Genomic DNA, 17,582 nt, shown 5'->3' with positions numbered 1-17,582 from the left:
CAGCAAGCGTCAACTCAGCTTTCTGCCTCTGAAGGCGTCAGTAATGCGGCATCCCATTCAAACGCCGTCATCACATGCTGCCAGGTGTCATCCACCGCAGCGCGAATGTCCAAGGCTTCGTCGGTGATCGGGTGTGCCAACTGCAAGCGAGAGGCATGCAACATCAAACGGTGGCACGCAAAGTTCTCGCGGAACATACGGTTATGACGGCCATCACCGTGGTTCACATCACCGATGATGTGATGACTCAAATGGTGCATATGGCGACGTAACTGGTGCTTACGCCCGGTTTCCGGCTGCATTTCTACCAAGGTGTAACGACTGGTCGCATAGCGGCCGACCGGAATGTTCATCTCGACTTTTGCAATCGGGGCGTACGCCGTCACCGCGGGTTGCGCTTCTTTCTCTTGATCAGCGTGCTTATCGGCAATTTTATCCAGCTCTTGCTTCAACGGATAATCGAGAACGGCCGCTTCTTTCACCCAACCACGTACCACCGCATGGTAGGTTTTCTTGATATCTCGTCCGGCAAATTTTGGCATCATCAGCGCGGCGATCTCTTTGGATAAACCAAACAGCAACACGCCGGATGTCGGACGGTCAAGGCGATGCAGCGGGAACACATGCTGACCGATTTGATCGCGCAGTGTTTGCATCACAAACACGGTTTCATGGCTATCCAACCACGAACGGTGCACTAACATGCCCGCCGGTTTGTTCACCGCCACTAAATATTCATCACGGTAGATGATTTCCAGCTCAATCGGCTTGTGGCTGAATAGTTGATCAATCTCTCGCGTCACCAGCACCAACGGCTGGCCGCTCGCCAGACCTTTCATTGCCTCTTCAACATAAGGGGAAATTTCCAATGCCTCAGGCAACGGTAATTGGGCGTGCAGCAATTGCCCCAATTTCGGAATAAACACCCACTGTAGCCACTGCGTACACGTTAAGGTGTCGATAGCAAACGGTTCGACACTCTGCAATGCCGCACTGTCTGGGGCGGTTGTTTCCCATAAATCATGCGCTTGCATTACGGCTTCAAGTTGCACCAACAATTGCTGGCAATGACGGTTTTTGTTCACTCGGCTTCCCTTGTTCTAGGCAGTAATCGATCAACTGGATAATGGCGACGGAGCATACCACCTTGCTCGCTATCCCCCAAGCAAGGCTGATGCGCAGGCATGGCTTCACGTGGGAGGATCGTTATATACTGAGGTTCTTAACAAGGAGCATAGAGACTGCCCATGGAGAACTTTCATACGCTAACCCAGTTGCTAGACAACGCGGGTTGCCACTATCACATTTACGATCTGGGTCGCCGTGTGAACGCGATCGATATCGACCAATTCAAAGCGGTGGAAGATAACCGTCAGCCGTATCCATGGCCGCTACAGCAACATGCCCACTTGTCGATTGCGTTTTGGCAAGCGGATCAGCCGCCGTGGATCTGGTTCCTGCGTTTACCGTTGGATGAACGTGGCTTACTGAAACACGCCGCAGTCGGGGGCTTCATTCAATACGTGATCGAAGCGATGGGTGCGACCCTGAACCGAACGCCGACGGAAGAAGAACAGGAAAAACTGGCCAAGAACCCGTTCACGTTCAAGCCTAATGACGACAAAATGGCGATGTTTCACGCCCAATTGCGCCATCAATTGAACCTGCCAGCCAGCCATTACTATGAGCATGCACAGCACTACCTGAGTGGGGATCTTGGCTGGGAACAATGGCAAGGCATTGGTCTGCAGGGACTGGCTGATGTGTGTGCCCGCTTAAAGCAGGGCAATAACACCACCTTGGTGCGTAAAGCGCTCAATAACCTCCCCCTGACGCCACTGTACGCCCTGTTAGGTTGCCTTGAGCACTGCACGTTGCCTGACACCTTAACTCAGCGCTTGGTGGAACGTCTGAACGATGAACGCCAAGTCGAAACGCCAGACTTGTTTTTGCTTTCCGCCTTGCTACGCGCGTTATCTGGGGCTGAACCGCTGATTTTGCGTGACGCACTGACGCACATTTTGGCCGAGCCGACACTGTGTCACCCAGAGGTGCTGGTTGCCGTGGCTGGACGTTGCTGGAATGGACTGGCCGACACAGACATGGCCCGCCAATTTTTATTGCGCTTGGCACAAACACAAGATCAAACATTGTTTAATCAATTGTTTGCCGATCTTGTGATGCTACCGGCGTTACGCGGACTGATGCTGCAAGTGCTACACGGCCAAGCCAGCCCAGAGCTAGTGGCGGCAATTGAGCGCTTACAGCAACACGCGCACAAGACCCATTAATCCCCCTTATGATCCTGCGTGCCAACCATCCCTTGGCACGCTCACGAACAAGGAAGACATCGCACCAATGGAAAACCTGTTTGGCATTTTGCTCTTGGCCATTATCGGCTACCTTTTCTGGCAACAGCGCCGACAAACGGAGCTGGCACAAGCCTTTATCCACCAGCGCTGCGAACAGTTGGGCTTACAGTTGCTCAATACCGCACGTGGCGCCCATCAGTGGCGTGACCCACAAGGCCGCTGGTATTGGCATACGTTATATTGGTTTGAATTTTCGGCCGATGGCGTCGATGCCTATCAAGGCCATGTGATCATGCGCGGATTCAGACCGGCGAGTTGGCATATTCCGCCCCACCGCATGCCGGACTAGCCCCGTATACGTTGCGTGAAACGTTAAGGATGTGAGAAAGAAGCATTGAAATCGATGCGGAAGAAAAGCGTTACACAGCGGGTGGGCGTCGAGATAGGCCGTGATCAGGCTAAGTGGCGAGAAATACTATTGCATCCATAAATACGATTGCGTCCATAAATACTATTGCGCCCATATAAAGAGCGGGCGCAACTTTCGTTGCGCCCTTAGGTCTTACATGCAGCAATCCCGCTACTATGGTGCTCCCTGCATCATTCCGTTGACTGCTGTATCCGTCAGCATTGTCCTTTTTTACTTCGTCCTGAAGTGTTCCTTTGGCCGTCCTGACCCGTCAGTCCTTCCTGTCCTGACTCTCATCGTCCATCCTGGCGGTGTCCCTGACTTCAATCCTGAAGTGGTCCTTTGTCATCCTGACTAGCAAACATCCTGTTTACTGTTGTGCCGCTCCTCGGCTATCCCTTCACAGTCCATGTTCGATATACCATCCTAGTACACCGGTCTCATCCTGAGACCCCCGCATCCTTGGGGTTTTCCTGTTCCGTTCCGTCAGTTCCTTCCGACACCAATAAGACTACGCTTTTCCCTTGAAGAAAAAAGACAGCAAAAATAAACATTTTTAGCTACGGGATAAGCCGCCAACCGCAACAAACACTAAATAGCAATTAAAACAAAAACTTAAAGAAAACAGTTCGAGCCATCTACTCGCACATTTCCATTATGTCCCACAATCTTGTAAGCGATCTCGCACACGGACCCGAGACAAAAGGGAAACCACGTCAACAGACCCCAATAAAGGGGCGTAACAATAAAGGTTAAAAGGCACACAATAGAGCGATATCGACCGGTAAAAATGGGCGCTGAAAGGGTGTAGAAAAATGTGAGATGCGAGATGCGAGATGCGAGATGCGAGATGCGAGATGCGAGATGCGAGATGCGAGAAAAATACCCCCAAATAAGAACGGGCGCAACTTACGTTGCGCCCATAGGTCTTACATGCAGCTATCCCGCTACGGTGTTGCTCCCTGCCGACATCCCTGCGTACATCAATGTCCTTTACGGTAATCCCTAAACCCCATCCTCGGGTTGTCCTTCGGTATTCCTTGACCCGTCGTTTCATCCTGAACCGACTCTCTCATCCATCCTGGCGGTGTCCTGGCCTTCATCCTGAAGGTGTCCCTAACACTCATCCTTAAGTGGTCCTGCCCCATCCTAGTGGCGATCCCTTTACCTTATCCTTAAGGCGTCCTGACTTCTTCCCGAAGTGATCCTTGTCATCCTGACCGGTCATCATCCTGATCACCGCTGGCATCCCGCCAATATCCTTTTCATCCTTGTGAGCCCACACCCTGTCGGCTCGTCCTCATCCTGAGGCAACAGCATCCTGCTGTGTATCCTGTTCCTTGCCGCCTCTCCTTGCGACAGGGTTGATATTACGCGGATCCACGGCAGGAACAAGCCAGTGCAGAAGGCACTTATCACAAGATGTGACATTCACAGAAAGCATAAAAACGTAACTCCCTGTTAAAAAAGATAAATAATTCACTCATCAGCCAATACCCCTCATCGAAAAGCAAAATAGCTTACAGCACTGTAGGCGATCTCTTACAAAATAACGGGGGAATATCAGCAATACATTTCATAGACGAATATTACGCTGAGAGTCAGCAGGTGCAGAGACATTCACTGCATTTGAAGAATAAACATAATAATATCAACAGAAAACGGCGATATAGGTGGGTAACACAAGTTATCGATAAGATCAGAAAACGACTAATAGACTAGCGCTAAATCACACGGAGCATGCACAGAAAAAAAGGCATAGATAGAGACAAAGCAGAAGCAGAAGCAGAAGCAGAAGCAGAAGCAGAAGCAGAAGCAGAAAGATGACAACAATAACGCACAGATGGCAGATAAAAGAACGGGCGCAACTTGCGTTGCGCCCTTAGGTCTTACATGCAGCAATCCCGCTACTATGGTGCTCCCTGCATCATTCCGTTGACTGCTGTATCCGTCAGCATTGTCCTTTTTTACTTCGTCCTGAAGTGTTCCTTTGGCCGTCCTGACCCGTCAGTCCTTCCTGTCCTGACTCTCATCGTCCATCCTGGCGGTGTCCCTGACTTCAATCCTGAAGTGGTCCTTTGTCATCCTGACTAGCAAACATCCTGTTTACTGTTGTGCCGTTCCTCGGCTATCCCTTCACAGTCCATGTTCGATATACCATCCTAGTACACCGGTCTCATCCTGAGACCCCCGCATCCTTGGGGTTTTCCTGTTCCGTTCCGTCAGTTCCTTCCGACACCATTAAGATTACGCTTATCAATAAAAAATGCAGCCTATCAGTAAGCGATATTTATTGGCTCTCAACAAAAAAACACACAACCACACGAGAGATATCACTTAAAAACAATCACTTAAATACATGATACTCTGATTTTCTCATGATAAAGACATCAATTTCCCACACGCGTGTAAGCGATCTCGCACAAACGGACGGGCAATTTGGCAGATCGATGCCAACCGCTCTCTCAGGCACCGCTATAATTAAGCCAAAACACCCCCTGAATTTGACCACCCTGAGCCAGCCCTACCCTTGTTTAATGGAGCGCATAATGGAAACGTTCAATCACAACCTCAGTGCCTTATTCAGCCAACTCGGCCTTAATGACTCCCATGCCTTTATCGAGCGCTTTGTCGCGGAACACCATCTTGCCCAGCACGAACGTTTAGCCGATGCCCCCTTTTGGCGTCCCGCGCAGAAACGGTTTCTCCAAGAAGCCCAAGAACAAGATGCCGATTGGTGTGAAGTGATTGACCAGCTGGATGTCCTGCTACGCAAATGACCGCACTGGGAGACTGGGCAGTCGCGGCGTAATCAGCGACAATAAGCAAAGACTGTCTGAGTGAAAAAGGAAAAGGAATGTCATCAGCGATCACCCAAGCCCTGACCCAAGCCATCGAAAGCTTGGTCGCAGAAGGCAAGGAACCCTCCGTGGCTCTGATCAAAGCCCGCATCCATGAGCCATTACCGATGCCGGTGATCATCAAAGCCTTACAAAGCTGGAAAAGCAGTGCCCGCGTCCCCAAGATAGAACGCACCGAAACGCCCGTTACCCCAGAGGCACGGATCACGGCGTTGGAACAACAGGTCGCCGACCTCACGGCACGACTCGCGGCGTTAGAGGCGCGATAAACCGCCGATAACCAACGTCACTGACACTGCGGCATAACAGAAACAAAAACAGGCACACAAGGTGCCTGTTTTTATTGCGGGTGTGATTCTGCGTCAACCTCTGAAGGCGATTATTGAAAATCCCACGACAGGTTAGCCACCAAACGACACGGTTCGCAGCGGAAATGGAAGATACCGTGCAACGGCTCGTCTAAGCACCAGTCTCCGCCACATTTCGGGCAAGGGCGGTTCAACTGCTCATCGGCACTGACGCCCCCCACTTGATATTGGTAGTAATACGTCGGGATCTTAGTGATAAATTCAATTCGCCCACGCAAATCCCAACCACGACGGAACATGTCACTGTCGACATCGCGAATTTCGTGCAACGCGGCATGTTCGGCTTGGCACGCGCCCGCCATTTGGATCTCATCACAGGCTTGCCATTCTGTTTGCCATTTCACGATCGCTTTGTGATCACCGTTTGATGTCGGCTCGTCCAATCGATAGAGCGGGATAGGCATCAAGGTATCGCCACAACGCAGCGGCGAACAGGTGTGCACATAGGTGGTGTAGATCACTTGCCACGAGGGTGAGAAATCCTCTGCGGCCGCTTCCGAGTTTAAATCACGTCCCAATAACTTGGTTTTCGGGCTTAACAGCTTGGCGTGGCTCAAACGTTCAATACAGGCTTTCACCTGCACACTGTGGAAACTCGGGTGCAAACTTTGTTGCTCCGGACACACTGCGCGCACTTTAAACACGCCGTCATCCATCACAATCGGAAACTCACGCCCCAGCACTTGGCCGTTATAGCGCAACGCATCCATTAAGCCATTGATCGCGGTATCGACCGCCGCGATAGTGGTGTTATCAAAACACTCAAACTGCAATTCAATTACGTACATGACTCAATCTACCTTGACCACGGGGGATAAGGCATTCAGGAAGGTTTCCAAATCTGCCGCTAATACCTCACGGTCTGCTTTGCCCAACGTTTCCAGCACCACTTGGCCAGTCAAGTTACACACCGCAATCACCTGATTTTCAGACGCCATGGCCCCAATAAACACGGTTGGCTTTAATTTCAAACGACGCTGGGTCACCAAATGGCCCAAAATATTTTCTTGCAAACGCTGCACATCAGCATGGTTGAAGGCCTGCAGAAGATCAAAATCAATCTCCCCAGTCACCGTTTGAAAACGGGCCGACATATCACCACTGAATTGGCTGCCATAAAACGCCGTGATGTCTTCATGCAAACGCAATTCAATCCCTTTTTCGACGCCCTCCAAGTCACCCACGGGCTGGCGTGCCACCGGTTTCCAACTCACTTCATAGCCATCATCACTGCACACGCAGTCAGAAGGCAGCCCCACCAGATCGTCACTGCGTGGAAAACCTTGACCTGCATCACACCACGCTTGCAAGAAGCGGGCAGAAAATGCAGATAACGCTATCGCGACGGGATGATTCATTCGCAACCTCACAAAAGATTAAGTAAACTTTGCCCATTCTAATCGAAGTGTGTCCAGGACAGTATGAGCAAATATCAAGACGCGAAAGAATTAGCCGGTTTAACCCTCGGTAAAAATACCGAATATAAGGATCAGTACGATCCCTCTTTGCTTCAGCCTGTTCCTCGCAGCCTGAACCGAGATGACTTGGCGCTGGGTGAAACCCTGCCCTTTACCGGGTATGACATCTGGACACTCTATGAGTTGTCATGGCTCAACAGCAAAGGCTTACCGCAGGTGGCAATCGGCGAAGTGCGCTTACCCGCCAGCAGCCCGAACTTGATCGAATCGAAATCCTTCAAGCTTTACCTTAACAGCTTCAACCAAACGGCGTTTGAAGGCTGGCAGGATGTGGCTGACCGTCTGCAACACGACCTGAGCCAGTGTGCCGGTGCCGATGTCGACGTCACCATTCAACCGCTGGGTGATTTCACCAACGAAGAAATCGTGACGTTCAGCGGCGAGTGCATTGATGATCAAGACATCAGCATCACCGATTACGCGTTCAACCCAGACTACCTGGAAGGCGCAGCCGACAACGGCGATATCGTGACAGAAGAGTTGAACAGCCACTTGCTGAAATCCAACTGTTTAATCACCAGCCAGCCAGACTGGGGCAGCGTGCGTATTTCTTACACCGGTAAGCAAATCGATCGCGAAAAGCTGTTGCGTTACATTGTGTCGTTCCGTAACCACAATGAGTTCCACGAGCAGTGTGTTGAGCGTATTTTTACCGACATCATGAAATACTGTCAGCCTGAGCTGCTGACCGTGTACGCGCGCTACACCCGTCGCGGAGGGCTGGATATCAACCCATACCGCACCAACATGGGGAAAACCCCAAGTAATAACTTCCGCTTGGCCCGTCAATAAGTGTCAAGATGATGATAAGTCCAGCAAATGTGCAGACTTTGCTGGACTTGATTGCCCAACCCATTAATATTGGCAGTACTGTTCTGATGGGTTATTGAAAGTATGTCTCCTTGCCGCTGGCTGATCAGCTTAATGATCTTCTCTGTGACCTCGTTTGGCGCACAAGCAAAAATCTACACAACGCCAATTCTTGCCGAAGCCAACGATCTCCTGCACACCAACCCCGAGCAGTCGCTATCGATCACCTCTCGCTATTTGGATAAGCGTCGCCTGAGCGCACCCAAAGAAGCGTCACGCGTGCACATTAATGACGAAACGGATCACACCGTACGCACGCCACTGAGCACCATCAACGCCCTGCAAATCAAAGCGCGTGCTTACCTGCTGCTCAATCAAGCCGAACTGGCGATTAACACCATTAAAATGGCAGAAACGCTAGCCAGTACTGAAACGCTGACGTTCAGTGGCATTGAAAGCCAATTGATCCATGCGGACATCTACTGGACGAACCTCAAGAACAGCACGCTGGCCTTGAGCATGCTCGAACAGATCGATACGGCCATCAAAACCAAATCCCAACACATGATGGAATCGCAAGTTCAACGCTTGCAATACCAATCCCTCATGCAACGCGCGATCATTGAATCCCAAACCGGTAACACCGTGCTGGCCGAAAAACGGTTTATTCGCGCCAAACGCTTTCTGATCAACCTCAATGATCCACAAGAGAAAATCCATTATCTGCTGGTACTGGGTAACCATTACATGACCAGTGGCCATTTCGATTTGGCCTTGGATCGCCTGCTCAGTGGTTACTGGCTGGCCGTTGAGATTGATGACAAAGCCCAAACCGCCATGGCCAACTTTGAGCTCGCGTCCCTGTTTGCACAACGCAAAGTCTATGACAAAGCCTTAGAACACGCGACACAAGCCGGTGAATTCTTTGCCCATTACCAACAAACATTGCCGCTGGCGACCACCCTGAATCTGATCGCGTCCATCTATGAACAACAAGGCCGCTACAACTTGGCGTTGGTGCATTACTTCAACGCCTTGGATCAAGAAAACCAGCTCAAACACGATAGCCGTTCCGCCAAGTTGCGCCTGAATATCGCCCGCGTGTATCTGTTGCTGTACAACTACCCGAAATCGGAACAGTACCTGCACCATGCTCGCCTGCTGGCCACCCAAAGCAACGATGAAACCACGCTCGCAGAAACACAAATTCTGCAAGGCACGTTAGCGTTAGCGGAAGGCAAAACCGATGAGGCCATCACGGTGCTGCAAGCCGGATTGATTGCCGCCACACGCATTAACAACCATGATTTACAACTGGAGTCTGAACTTCAGCTCTCGCGCGCATTTGAACAACAAAAAGATTACTACAATGCCCTGCTCAGCCAGCGCCGTTACGAACAACTGTTCAGTACCAAGCAGCAAGCACAGGTAAAAAGTAATGTCGAAGTGTTCAAGCAACAACAGCGTATGCTGGAACGTTCACTGCATTTGGAAGAGCTTGAACGCCAGCAATTTGATAGCGAAAAAGCCCTGTATAAACAGAAAAACATCACGATTTTCCTGTTCAGCGTGCTCACCGCCGTTGGGCTGTTATTGTGGCGTCGCAACCGCACGTTCAAACAATTACAGACCCGCTTAACGCGCCTGCGTACCGACTTCTACACCCACCCACGCAGTGGCCTGCGCAACTTGCGTATGCTCACCGCCAAACTGCCGAATTCTCTGCAGCAAAGCAGTGCCAACTTTGAACAATGGCACTTAGGTGAAATCATTAACGAGCCATTGAGTGATCGCCTGCGCTTCGCATTATTTGAAGTGCCGTTCCTCAAGCATATCTATCTCCAACATGGCTACCAACAGGGGCTAGACATGGAGCGTCAGTTTGGGGAGTACCTCAACCAACAAATCTGCGAACCGGCCCGTGTGTATCATTTCTCTGATGCGATGTTCTTGTACATCGAGCCCAATTCGCGTCTAGATTCCGCGCCCGAGCAACTCGCCCACTCGTTGCAGCTACTGCTTGACCGCTTTGTCGAAAACCGCCAACTGGATAACCGAATTCGCATTGGCATGGCGGAATATCCATTCCTGCCAAGGGCTTACACCGCGATAAATGATCAAGAATTGTTAGATATTTTGTTGATGGCCACCAATGCCGCCCGCGAAGCCAGCAAACATGATGCAGGCAGCCAATGGGTCCATCTCAGTGCCATTGATGCCGCGCCAGCTGCCAGTTTCGCCTGCGATAATATTCGCCGCGCATGCAGCCAAGGCATTGATAATGGGTTAATAAAAGTCCAAAGTTCGAGTGCCTTTGCATTCAGTTGGCACAACGATCACGTTTCTGATAAAAATGCCATTTAATGGTCTAATATTGTTCGCTCGACCGCCGATATCAGTGAATTGTATAGCATTTTTTGCTAGCATGTTTTCATTATGCGACAAGTAACCCACTGATAAGAAACGAGTTTAGTATCTAGGACAATATTGCCCCAACGTGACTGATATAACTGCCGTAGCGACAGAAATGAGTAAGCTAAAGCTACGTTTAGACCAAACTCAACTTTCTTATCGGGATGCCTCACTGAAATCGCGCCGAGAAATCGCTATTTTAAAGCGATTGATCGGTCGTCTGTCTGTGGCCTGCCGAGGATTAGACCATGAGCTGGATGAGAAGCTCATGTTGCTTCGTCACGACCTCGAACAAAATAAAGACATTGGCAAAATGATCCCGCGTCTGGCGGTCATTGAGCGCCTTGTGATCCGCCTTGCCGATTTTGCCGACAAAGAAAATCACGCCTTACATGCACAGATCCATCACAGCAGTGAGGTGCTACGCCGCTTCCACGGCCTGCCTGCCCAGCTGAAACGCGATCTACGCAACCTCCTAAGCCAACAAGATCAATCCCTCGCTCATACCCACCAGCAAGCCATTCGCTTAATGGCGCTGTATGAACGTGCGTTGAAAGTGGTGGCGTGTGCCCATAGCGATACCCACACCACTGTCAGTGTGAACCATGATTTACAGCTCAAACTTACCAGTGAACTGCAACAGTTGATCTCAGAATTGGATTTTGAGGGTGATGCCGGGGATAAACTGCTCACAATCCGCAATCAACTCCTCAATGGCGTACCACCCGCCATGTTGCTGGAACTGTCGTTAGAGATCCTGCGTTTGGTGCTCGATGGAACACATCAGGAACGCCGTAGCTCACAGCGCTTTCTCAGCAACATCCATGGGGAATTGGCAACCCTGCAAAAGACCACCCACCAAAGCGCCGACCAAAGTCAGGTTATTTTTGAGCATCGCGCGTCGATGACCCATGAACTTGCAGGGCTGACGCACACCCTGAAAGCGGGCTTGAGCGACAATACCAACCTCAACACGTGGCGACCGACCTTGACGGATTTGACCCACGAATTACAGATTCTGGCGGAACGCAACAAAGCGTTAGAGAAACGCGAACAAGCCCTGTTCGAGCAACTCCATTACAACGAAGCCAAAATTGCCCAACTGTATGAGCAAACACAGGGTTACCGCCAACGTCTGGACGATCAGGAAAAACGCATTTTCTTGGATAACCTAACCAAGGTGTATAACCGTGCGGCACTCAACGATCGCCTAGAGCATGAATACCGCCGCTGGCTACGTTACCAACACCCGCTGTGTGTTGCCTTGATTGATATTGATAATTTCAAGGCTATCAATGAAAACTTCGGCCATTTTGCCGGAGATAAAGTGCTAAAAATTATTGCCCGTACCCTGCACCAATCCGTGGAAGACACGGACTTCATTGCCCGTTTCAGTGACGATGCTTTCATGGTCATTCTCGCCGAACAAGGCGAAGATGAACGCCACCAACGGCTGAGTAAATTACGCCAAGCCATTGCCCAGTTGCCGTTCCGTTTCCGCGATCGTAACGTCACCATCAGTGTCTCCATCGGCGCCACCTTGTTTGATGGCAACGACACCCCCACCACCGTGTTAGAACGCACGGAAAAAGCCTTATTCAGTGCACGCAGCACCGGCAACAACCGCTTGTTATGGATCTCGTAACCACATCACGCTCTGCCTCTTTCCTCCTATCAATTTCTGGCAATCTCCCATCACCCTGTGTATGGTTGTAGATATATCAGTCACTTAAACCAAGCTTTCACCCCCATCACCAGACTGACTGATCTTCAGAAAACAGAACGTACTTCCTGACGGCCTACCTTCTGCTTTCTTCGCGGTCGGGCTCACCCTTTCTTCTACACTGAATACACCCGTGAGTACCACCGTCTACCATGACCAGGGAGGTAACCATGATCACACATATCAGCCCAGTAGGGGCAATGGATCTGCTGTCTCAGCATGAGGTTGAATTGCTCAAAGCCACCGCCTCGAGTGATATCTATCGCCTCTACCGTAACTGCTCGCTGGCCGTGCTCAATTCCGGCAGCCATACCGACAGTTCCAAAGAGTTGCTGGAAAAGAACAAAAGCTTTGATGTTAACGTGATGCGCCGTGAACGCGGGATCAAACTCGAACTGATGAACCCGCCTGATCACGCCTTTGTGGATGGCCGCATTATTAGAGGGATCCAAGAGCACATGTTTTCGGTGCTGCGTGACATTGTGTACGTGAACATGCACGTCCAGCAACGCCGCGACATCAACCTGACCAGCTCGCCTCACATTACCAACTTCGTGTTCAGCGTGCTGCGTAACGCCAAAACCGTGCGCTCCGGCGAAGATCCGAACATCGTGGTGTGTTGGGGCGGTCACTCCATCAACCCGATTGAATACCAGTACACCCGCGAAGTTGGCAATGAACTGGGCTTGCGTGAACTGAACATCTGTACCGGGTGTGGGCCGGGCGCGATGGAAGGTCCAATGAAAGGGGCGGCCATCGGCCATGCCAAACAGCGTTATAGCCAGAGCCGCTTTATCGGCCTGACAGAGCCGTCCATCATTGCGGCCGAGCCACCGAACCCGATCGTCAATGAACTGGTGATCATGCCCGACATCGAAAAGCGTCTGGAGGCCTTTGTCCGCCTTGGCCACGGTATCGTGATTTTCCCTGGGGGCGCCGGGACCGCCGAAGAGTTGCTGTACATTCTCGGGATCTTAATGGAACCGGAAAACGCCGACCAACCTTTGCCTTTGGTGCTGACCGGCCCGAAAGAAAGCGAAGCCTACTTCCGCGTGCTCGACAGCTTCATCCATGACACCCTTGGGGAAGCCGCTACCCGCTATTATCAAATCATCATAGATGATCCGGCGGAGGTGGCCCGTGTCATGAAAGCGGCCATGCCGGCGATCAAAGCGCACCGTCAATCAAAAGGGGATGCCTACAGCTACAACTGGTCACTCACTATTCCACCGGAATTCCAATTGCCGTTTGAACCGACCCATGAAGCCATGGCCAGTTTGGATTTGCACATGAACCAGCGACCGGAACATCTGGCGGCTAATTTGCGCCGGGCATTCTCAGGCATTGTCGCCGGTAACGTGAAAGAAGAAGGGATCCGTGAAATCGAACGAAAAGGCCGATTTAAAATCAACGGCGACCCCGCGCTAATGAAACGCATGGATAAACTGCTGAAACAGTTTGTTGAACAACAACGGATGAAATTGCCCGGTACCCAATATGAACCGTGCTACGAAATCATCACCACCACCCCGTCTAACGGAAAGTAATGCCCGCCCATCCGATACAGGCGGTGTGACTTCCGGCTAACTATGCGTACAATAAGGGCCTTAACAGGCCCTTTCTTTTTACCCCTTTTATCTATGACGGTTAATGCTATGTCCTCTATCCATCTTGTCATTATTGATGCCCTCAATCTGATCCGCCGGGTCCACGCAGCGCAGCACAATGAAACGGACATCGCCAATACCGCCAAAGTCTGCTGCCAGGCCCTGCATAAAATCATCAACCTCAGTCAACCTACCCATATCGTGGCCGTGTTCGATCACCACGGTGATGATCGTGGTTGGCGCGCCGAGTTGTTGCCGCATTACAAAGAAGGCCGCAAACCGATGCCGGACGCCCTGCACGCAGGGATGGAAATCATTCAGGATGCCTTCATGGAGATAGGCATTGACTCGCTACTGTCTGACGGCGATGAAGCGGATGATTTAGTAGCAACCTTGGCACTCAAAGTCGCCTCACGCGGTGAGCAGGTCACGATTATCTCCACCGACAAAGGCTATTGTCAGTTACTGCAGCCAACCCTGCGTATTCGCGATTACTTTCAGGAACGCTGGCTCGATAGCCCCTTCATTGAAAAAGAGTTTGGCGTGAAACCGGAACAACTGACGGACTTTTGGGGATTGGCAGGGATCAGTTCGAGCAAAATTCCGGGTATTCCGGGCATTGGCCCGAAAGCCGCCACCGAACTGCTGAGCCTTTATCCTTCTTTGGAAGCCATTCTGGCCGCCGACGATCTCCCGCCAAAATGGCAGAAGAAAATCGATGCCCATCGCGACAGTGCGATCGCCTGTAAACAAGTGGCCAGCCTGAAAACCGATCTGACGTTAGGGTTTAACTTGCAAGATATTCGCTACCAGCCAACAGAATCCTAATCTTCACATCCGCACTCAAAGACGTACGCGGACACGCTGTTTTCGATACGTAGAGCCTCCAACGAAAAAAGCCACTCCGAAGAGTGGCTTTGTGTGCGAGGGAACAACTCGCTATGCTTTATTCTGTGGTGTTATGGTGCGCTTACTGGTTGTAAGGCAAATCACCTGCATCCGCCAGTTCTGTCATGACATCTTGGATCAGCTTCGCTAGGTGCTGCTCTTTCCACGTACATGGCGTTGGGGTGCAATCCATGTAATAGTTGCGAGAGATTTGCTCAGCCATGTAGTGAGCAAAACGGTTCAGATCACCACGCTCGATACGATCGAGTTCTTCATCCGACAGACCAAACATGGTGCCACGACGACCCACAATACCGTACGGGTTCTGGAAGTCTTCTGCTTTACGGAAGTTGGTAAAGCCATTCTCACCCAACGTGATATTCAGGAAGTTGGCGTACTCACTTTCTGTATTCAACACGTTTGGACCGATCTGCATATCGTGGCCGTAGGTCGCTTTGTAGTTCATCAGCTTTTGCTTGAACGCATCACTCGACATGATGTAAGCCATGTTCGTCAGCAGTTCCATGTGGCGCTTCGCACTGTCTGCCGTCCATACCACTTCTTGCGTATCGAAGATCGTGCGGTCAGTGAACTCGATATCCCAGTTCGCCGTGATGGCTTCCAACTTCTTCAGCAGCGGATGATCTGTCGTGGTACTAAAGCGAGACATGAAGACATTTTGTGTCCCTTCGTGGCCGTATGCACCGCTTACGCCCTTCATGGTCTCCAGCATGTCGCTGTAGTCGTATACGCCGCTACCATCAACCGTATTGAAACGCTTGTCTGCATTCAGTGCGGTGATTGGCAGTACAATGCGGGTATGTGCAGGCAGACGGTCAATCTGGCCAAGACGTGCCCAGTTGTACTGGTTTTGTGCCGTGATATCTAGCTCAACGTTGGCCATGTCCACTTCGGTGAAGTTGGTGATTTCAACCGTATCACGGTCCAACAAACGGACGTTCAACATAGAACGGGTATTCGCAACCAGTGACAATACGCTTGCACCTTCTGCGTCTTTCAGTACCGATGTCACGGTGGCTTCTGCTGGCAGTGCCGAGAAGCTTAGCGCCGTTTCAGGTACTGACACGTTTGGCGTGAACGTCACGGCATTGATCGTGTGTACATGGGTAGTCACTGAATCAGTCAGGGTCACGAAACCGTGGTCCGTCAGCAGCAAATCTTTTGCGCTTAGGTGCTGATCATCCACTTGGTATACCGCTTGTGACGCTTCTTTGAACTGGTAACCGTCAGCGATGAATTTTTCGACGTCATACATCGCCACACGCTGGCTTTGTTTTGCGATCAGTTGGTTGCCTTTCACATCAATCGTGGCAAAGCCTACTGGTGCTTCCACCATGGCTTTTTGTGTTTGGCCTTCAGACAGGGAAGCCAAATCGTACACAGCATAACCCGTGCTTGAGGCTGCCAATAGCTTATTGCCCAGTAACTCTAGGCTGTGTGCGCCGTTATTGCTCAGATAAGCAAACGGCTTCACCTCTTTAATTTCGTGTTTTTCTGCTGCCACATTGTGGTAAACCGCAATGCCGTTCTTACTACTCACAAAGACGTATTGATCGGAGACGGCAATTTTCGCCACACCATCGAGGTTGATACCCAGAGAATATTGGTATTCTTTTGTTTCAATATCGAAAATATCAACACGGTTGTGTGCTGTTACTGCCGATACATATAATTGTTCACCGTGACGACGAATATCATTAATTGTCGTGTACGGACGACCTTTGCTGATCGCAGTAATTTTATCTGTTTGACCGGTTTTCTGATCGTAGAAACCAATCACTGGATTTGCGATTTCACCGTATTCTGAACGCGGTGAGTGCGCCGCAATTAACTGGTTATTATATTCTTCCAATGAAACAAAGTTCGCGTATTGGGCATGCACCGCAAAGTGATGAGGATTAACACGATCGGCTTCATATTCCGGTCGCTCACCCATTGAATTATCAAAACAGGTTTCTAATTCACGCACCAAGCCATAGTCTTTGTTGATGTAGTCACCCGGGATACGATCCGCCATCGGATAATATTCTAACAAGCAACCATTGCCATAATCATAATTACCAAATTTCTTGTTAACGAATGTCATGCCGCCCTGGTACCAAGACAATTCCCACTCTTCGCCCAAGAAACTGAACAGATTACGCATCGCACTTTCATCAGACCAATGGCGCATCGGAACTGATACGGTATTGTCCGTTGTTACTGGGTAAACAATACCGTTAATAGACAGGTATTTACCATTACTAAACGCCGGTACGCGAGATGGATCGAAATCCACTTGGTCAATGGTGTATAAGTGATCTTTCGACACCGCGAACTGATTCAGTTCCGCAAGGCGTGCTTCAATCTTACGTGCCGTTTCGTTCATCATTTCAATGTATTCAGGCTGGCTCTGATTCGCGTTTGCCATGCCTGATGCCATGATTGACATGGCTAACAATGAAAACTTTATACCTGTCTTGTGCATTGTTGTACTCTTCCTTTTGACCAGAAATAATAATAGTAAATGTGTTCTTTATATTTCAGACTTACCCTATGTAAAGGGGTGATAAATGATGAATATCAACGTGAAGACCATCCTGCCAAATAAATGACATAAAATAATCAATGAAATATAAAATGCTAAACTAACGTATCGTTATAGCATGTATAAATTTATACATTCAGAAAGGCATAGACACATGGAACCACTC

General features: G+C 50.3%; 13 protein-coding genes. 9 read left to right on the top strand and 4 right to left on the bottom strand.

Annotation, left to right across the window (positions count from 1 at the left end):
• Nucleotides 1–14: 14 nt before the first annotated feature.
• Nucleotides 15–1,085 carry a tRNA pseudouridine(65) synthase TruC gene (truC, locus tag ACSF8W_RS13485; RefSeq protein WP_500847841.1) on the bottom strand — a complete coding sequence of 357 codons (1,071 nt, stop codon included), beginning with the start codon at nt 1,083–1,085 and terminating at the stop codon, nt 15–17.
• A gap of 162 nt (nt 1,086–1,247) precedes the next feature.
• Between truC and ACSF8W_RS13480 the strand changes: the two genes are divergently transcribed.
• The 4 genes from ACSF8W_RS13480 (at nt 1,248) to ACSF8W_RS13465 (ending at nt 5,851) form a co-directional block, all read left to right on the top strand.
• Entirely contained in the window at nt 1,248–2,291 is a 1,044-nt protein-coding gene (locus ACSF8W_RS13480) for a DUF3549 family protein (protein ID WP_500847840.1), read from the top strand.
• Between the two features lie 67 nt (nt 2,292–2,358).
• A complete protein-coding gene (locus ACSF8W_RS13475; protein WP_500847839.1) occupies nt 2,359–2,661 on the top strand; it encodes a DUF3301 domain-containing protein in 303 nt (100 codons plus the stop codon).
• A 2,609-nt stretch (nt 2,662–5,270) separates the two neighbouring features.
• Complete coding sequence (locus ACSF8W_RS13470; protein ID WP_500847838.1) at nt 5,271–5,501, top strand: DUF2789 domain-containing protein; 231 nt, start codon at nt 5,271–5,273, stop codon at nt 5,499–5,501.
• 77 nt (nt 5,502–5,578) lie between these two features.
• The gene (locus ACSF8W_RS13465; RefSeq protein ID WP_500847837.1) at nt 5,579–5,851 is read left to right on the top strand and encodes a hypothetical protein; all 273 of its coding nucleotides are present in this window, start codon (nt 5,579–5,581) and stop codon (nt 5,849–5,851) included.
• 110 nt (nt 5,852–5,961) lie between these two features.
• Here the strand turns inward: ACSF8W_RS13465 and ACSF8W_RS13460 are convergent, their stop codons facing one another.
• Both ACSF8W_RS13460 and syd read right to left on the bottom strand, forming a co-directional pair.
• A complete protein-coding gene (locus ACSF8W_RS13460) occupies nt 5,962–6,738 on the bottom strand; it encodes a Zn-ribbon-containing protein (RefSeq protein ID WP_500847836.1) in 777 nt (258 codons plus the stop codon).
• A 3-nt stretch (nt 6,739–6,741) separates the two neighbouring features.
• On the bottom strand, nt 6,742–7,308 hold the full coding sequence (gene syd / locus ACSF8W_RS13455; RefSeq protein WP_500847835.1) for a SecY-interacting protein: 567 nt from the start codon (nt 7,306–7,308) through the stop codon (nt 6,742–6,744).
• 63 nt (nt 7,309–7,371) lie between these two features.
• Between syd and queF the strand changes: the two genes are divergently transcribed.
• The 5 genes from queF (at nt 7,372) to xni (ending at nt 14,808) form a co-directional block, all read left to right on the top strand.
• The gene (queF, locus tag ACSF8W_RS13450) at nt 7,372–8,220 is read left to right on the top strand and encodes an NADPH-dependent 7-cyano-7-deazaguanine reductase QueF (protein WP_500847834.1); all 849 of its coding nucleotides are present in this window, start codon (nt 7,372–7,374) and stop codon (nt 8,218–8,220) included.
• Nucleotides 8,221–8,322: 102 nt separating this feature from the next.
• Nucleotides 8,323–10,602, top strand: coding sequence for a tetratricopeptide repeat-containing diguanylate cyclase (locus ACSF8W_RS13445; RefSeq protein WP_500847833.1), 2,280 nt, complete (start codon nt 8,323–8,325; stop codon nt 10,600–10,602).
• Between the two features lie 133 nt (nt 10,603–10,735).
• Nucleotides 10,736–12,295 (top strand): GGDEF domain-containing protein, encoded by a 1,560-nt coding sequence (locus ACSF8W_RS13440; RefSeq protein ID WP_500847832.1) that lies wholly within the window; start codon nt 10,736–10,738, stop codon nt 12,293–12,295.
• Nucleotides 12,296–12,543: 248 nt separating this feature from the next.
• Complete coding sequence (gene ppnN, locus ACSF8W_RS13435; protein ID WP_500847831.1) at nt 12,544–13,920, top strand: nucleotide 5'-monophosphate nucleosidase PpnN; 1,377 nt, start codon at nt 12,544–12,546, stop codon at nt 13,918–13,920.
• A 108-nt stretch (nt 13,921–14,028) separates the two neighbouring features.
• Nucleotides 14,029–14,808, top strand: a complete 780-nt coding sequence (xni, locus tag ACSF8W_RS13430; RefSeq protein WP_500847830.1) for a flap endonuclease Xni — start codon at nt 14,029–14,031, stop codon at nt 14,806–14,808.
• Nucleotides 14,809–14,950: 142 nt separating this feature from the next.
• Here the strand turns inward: xni and ACSF8W_RS13425 are convergent, their stop codons facing one another.
• Complete coding sequence (locus ACSF8W_RS13425) at nt 14,951–17,356, bottom strand: hypothetical protein (protein WP_500847829.1); 2,406 nt, start codon at nt 17,354–17,356, stop codon at nt 14,951–14,953.
• Nucleotides 17,357–17,582 lie beyond the last annotated feature (226 nt).

The organism is Photobacterium sp. 270122K (assembly GCF_059941365.1).
The sequence above is the reverse complement of the archived record's forward strand: the minus strand, read 5'-3'. Positions and strand labels throughout refer to the sequence as shown.

Coding starts and splice junctions, on each gene's coding strand:
- syd (WP_500847835.1), bottom strand. CDS start 7,308: ATGAATCATCCCGTCGCGATAGCGTTATCTGCATTTTCTGCCCGCTTC.
- ppnN (WP_500847831.1), top strand. CDS start 12,544: ATGATCACACATATCAGCCCAGTAGGGGCAATGGATCTGCTGTCTCAG.
- ACSF8W_RS13470 (WP_500847838.1), top strand. CDS start 5,271: ATGGAAACGTTCAATCACAACCTCAGTGCCTTATTCAGCCAACTCGGC.
- queF (WP_500847834.1), top strand. CDS start 7,372: ATGAGCAAATATCAAGACGCGAAAGAATTAGCCGGTTTAACCCTCGGT.
- ACSF8W_RS13475 (WP_500847839.1), top strand. CDS start 2,359: ATGGAAAACCTGTTTGGCATTTTGCTCTTGGCCATTATCGGCTACCTT.
- ACSF8W_RS13480 (WP_500847840.1), top strand. CDS start 1,248: ATGGAGAACTTTCATACGCTAACCCAGTTGCTAGACAACGCGGGTTGC.
- ACSF8W_RS13445 (WP_500847833.1), top strand. CDS start 8,323: ATGTCTCCTTGCCGCTGGCTGATCAGCTTAATGATCTTCTCTGTGACC.
- ACSF8W_RS13460 (WP_500847836.1), bottom strand. CDS start 6,738: ATGTACGTAATTGAATTGCAGTTTGAGTGTTTTGATAACACCACTATC.
- xni (WP_500847830.1), top strand. CDS start 14,029: ATGTCCTCTATCCATCTTGTCATTATTGATGCCCTCAATCTGATCCGC.
- ACSF8W_RS13465 (WP_500847837.1), top strand. CDS start 5,579: ATGTCATCAGCGATCACCCAAGCCCTGACCCAAGCCATCGAAAGCTTG.
- ACSF8W_RS13425 (WP_500847829.1), bottom strand. CDS start 17,356: ATGCACAAGACAGGTATAAAGTTTTCATTGTTAGCCATGTCAATCATG.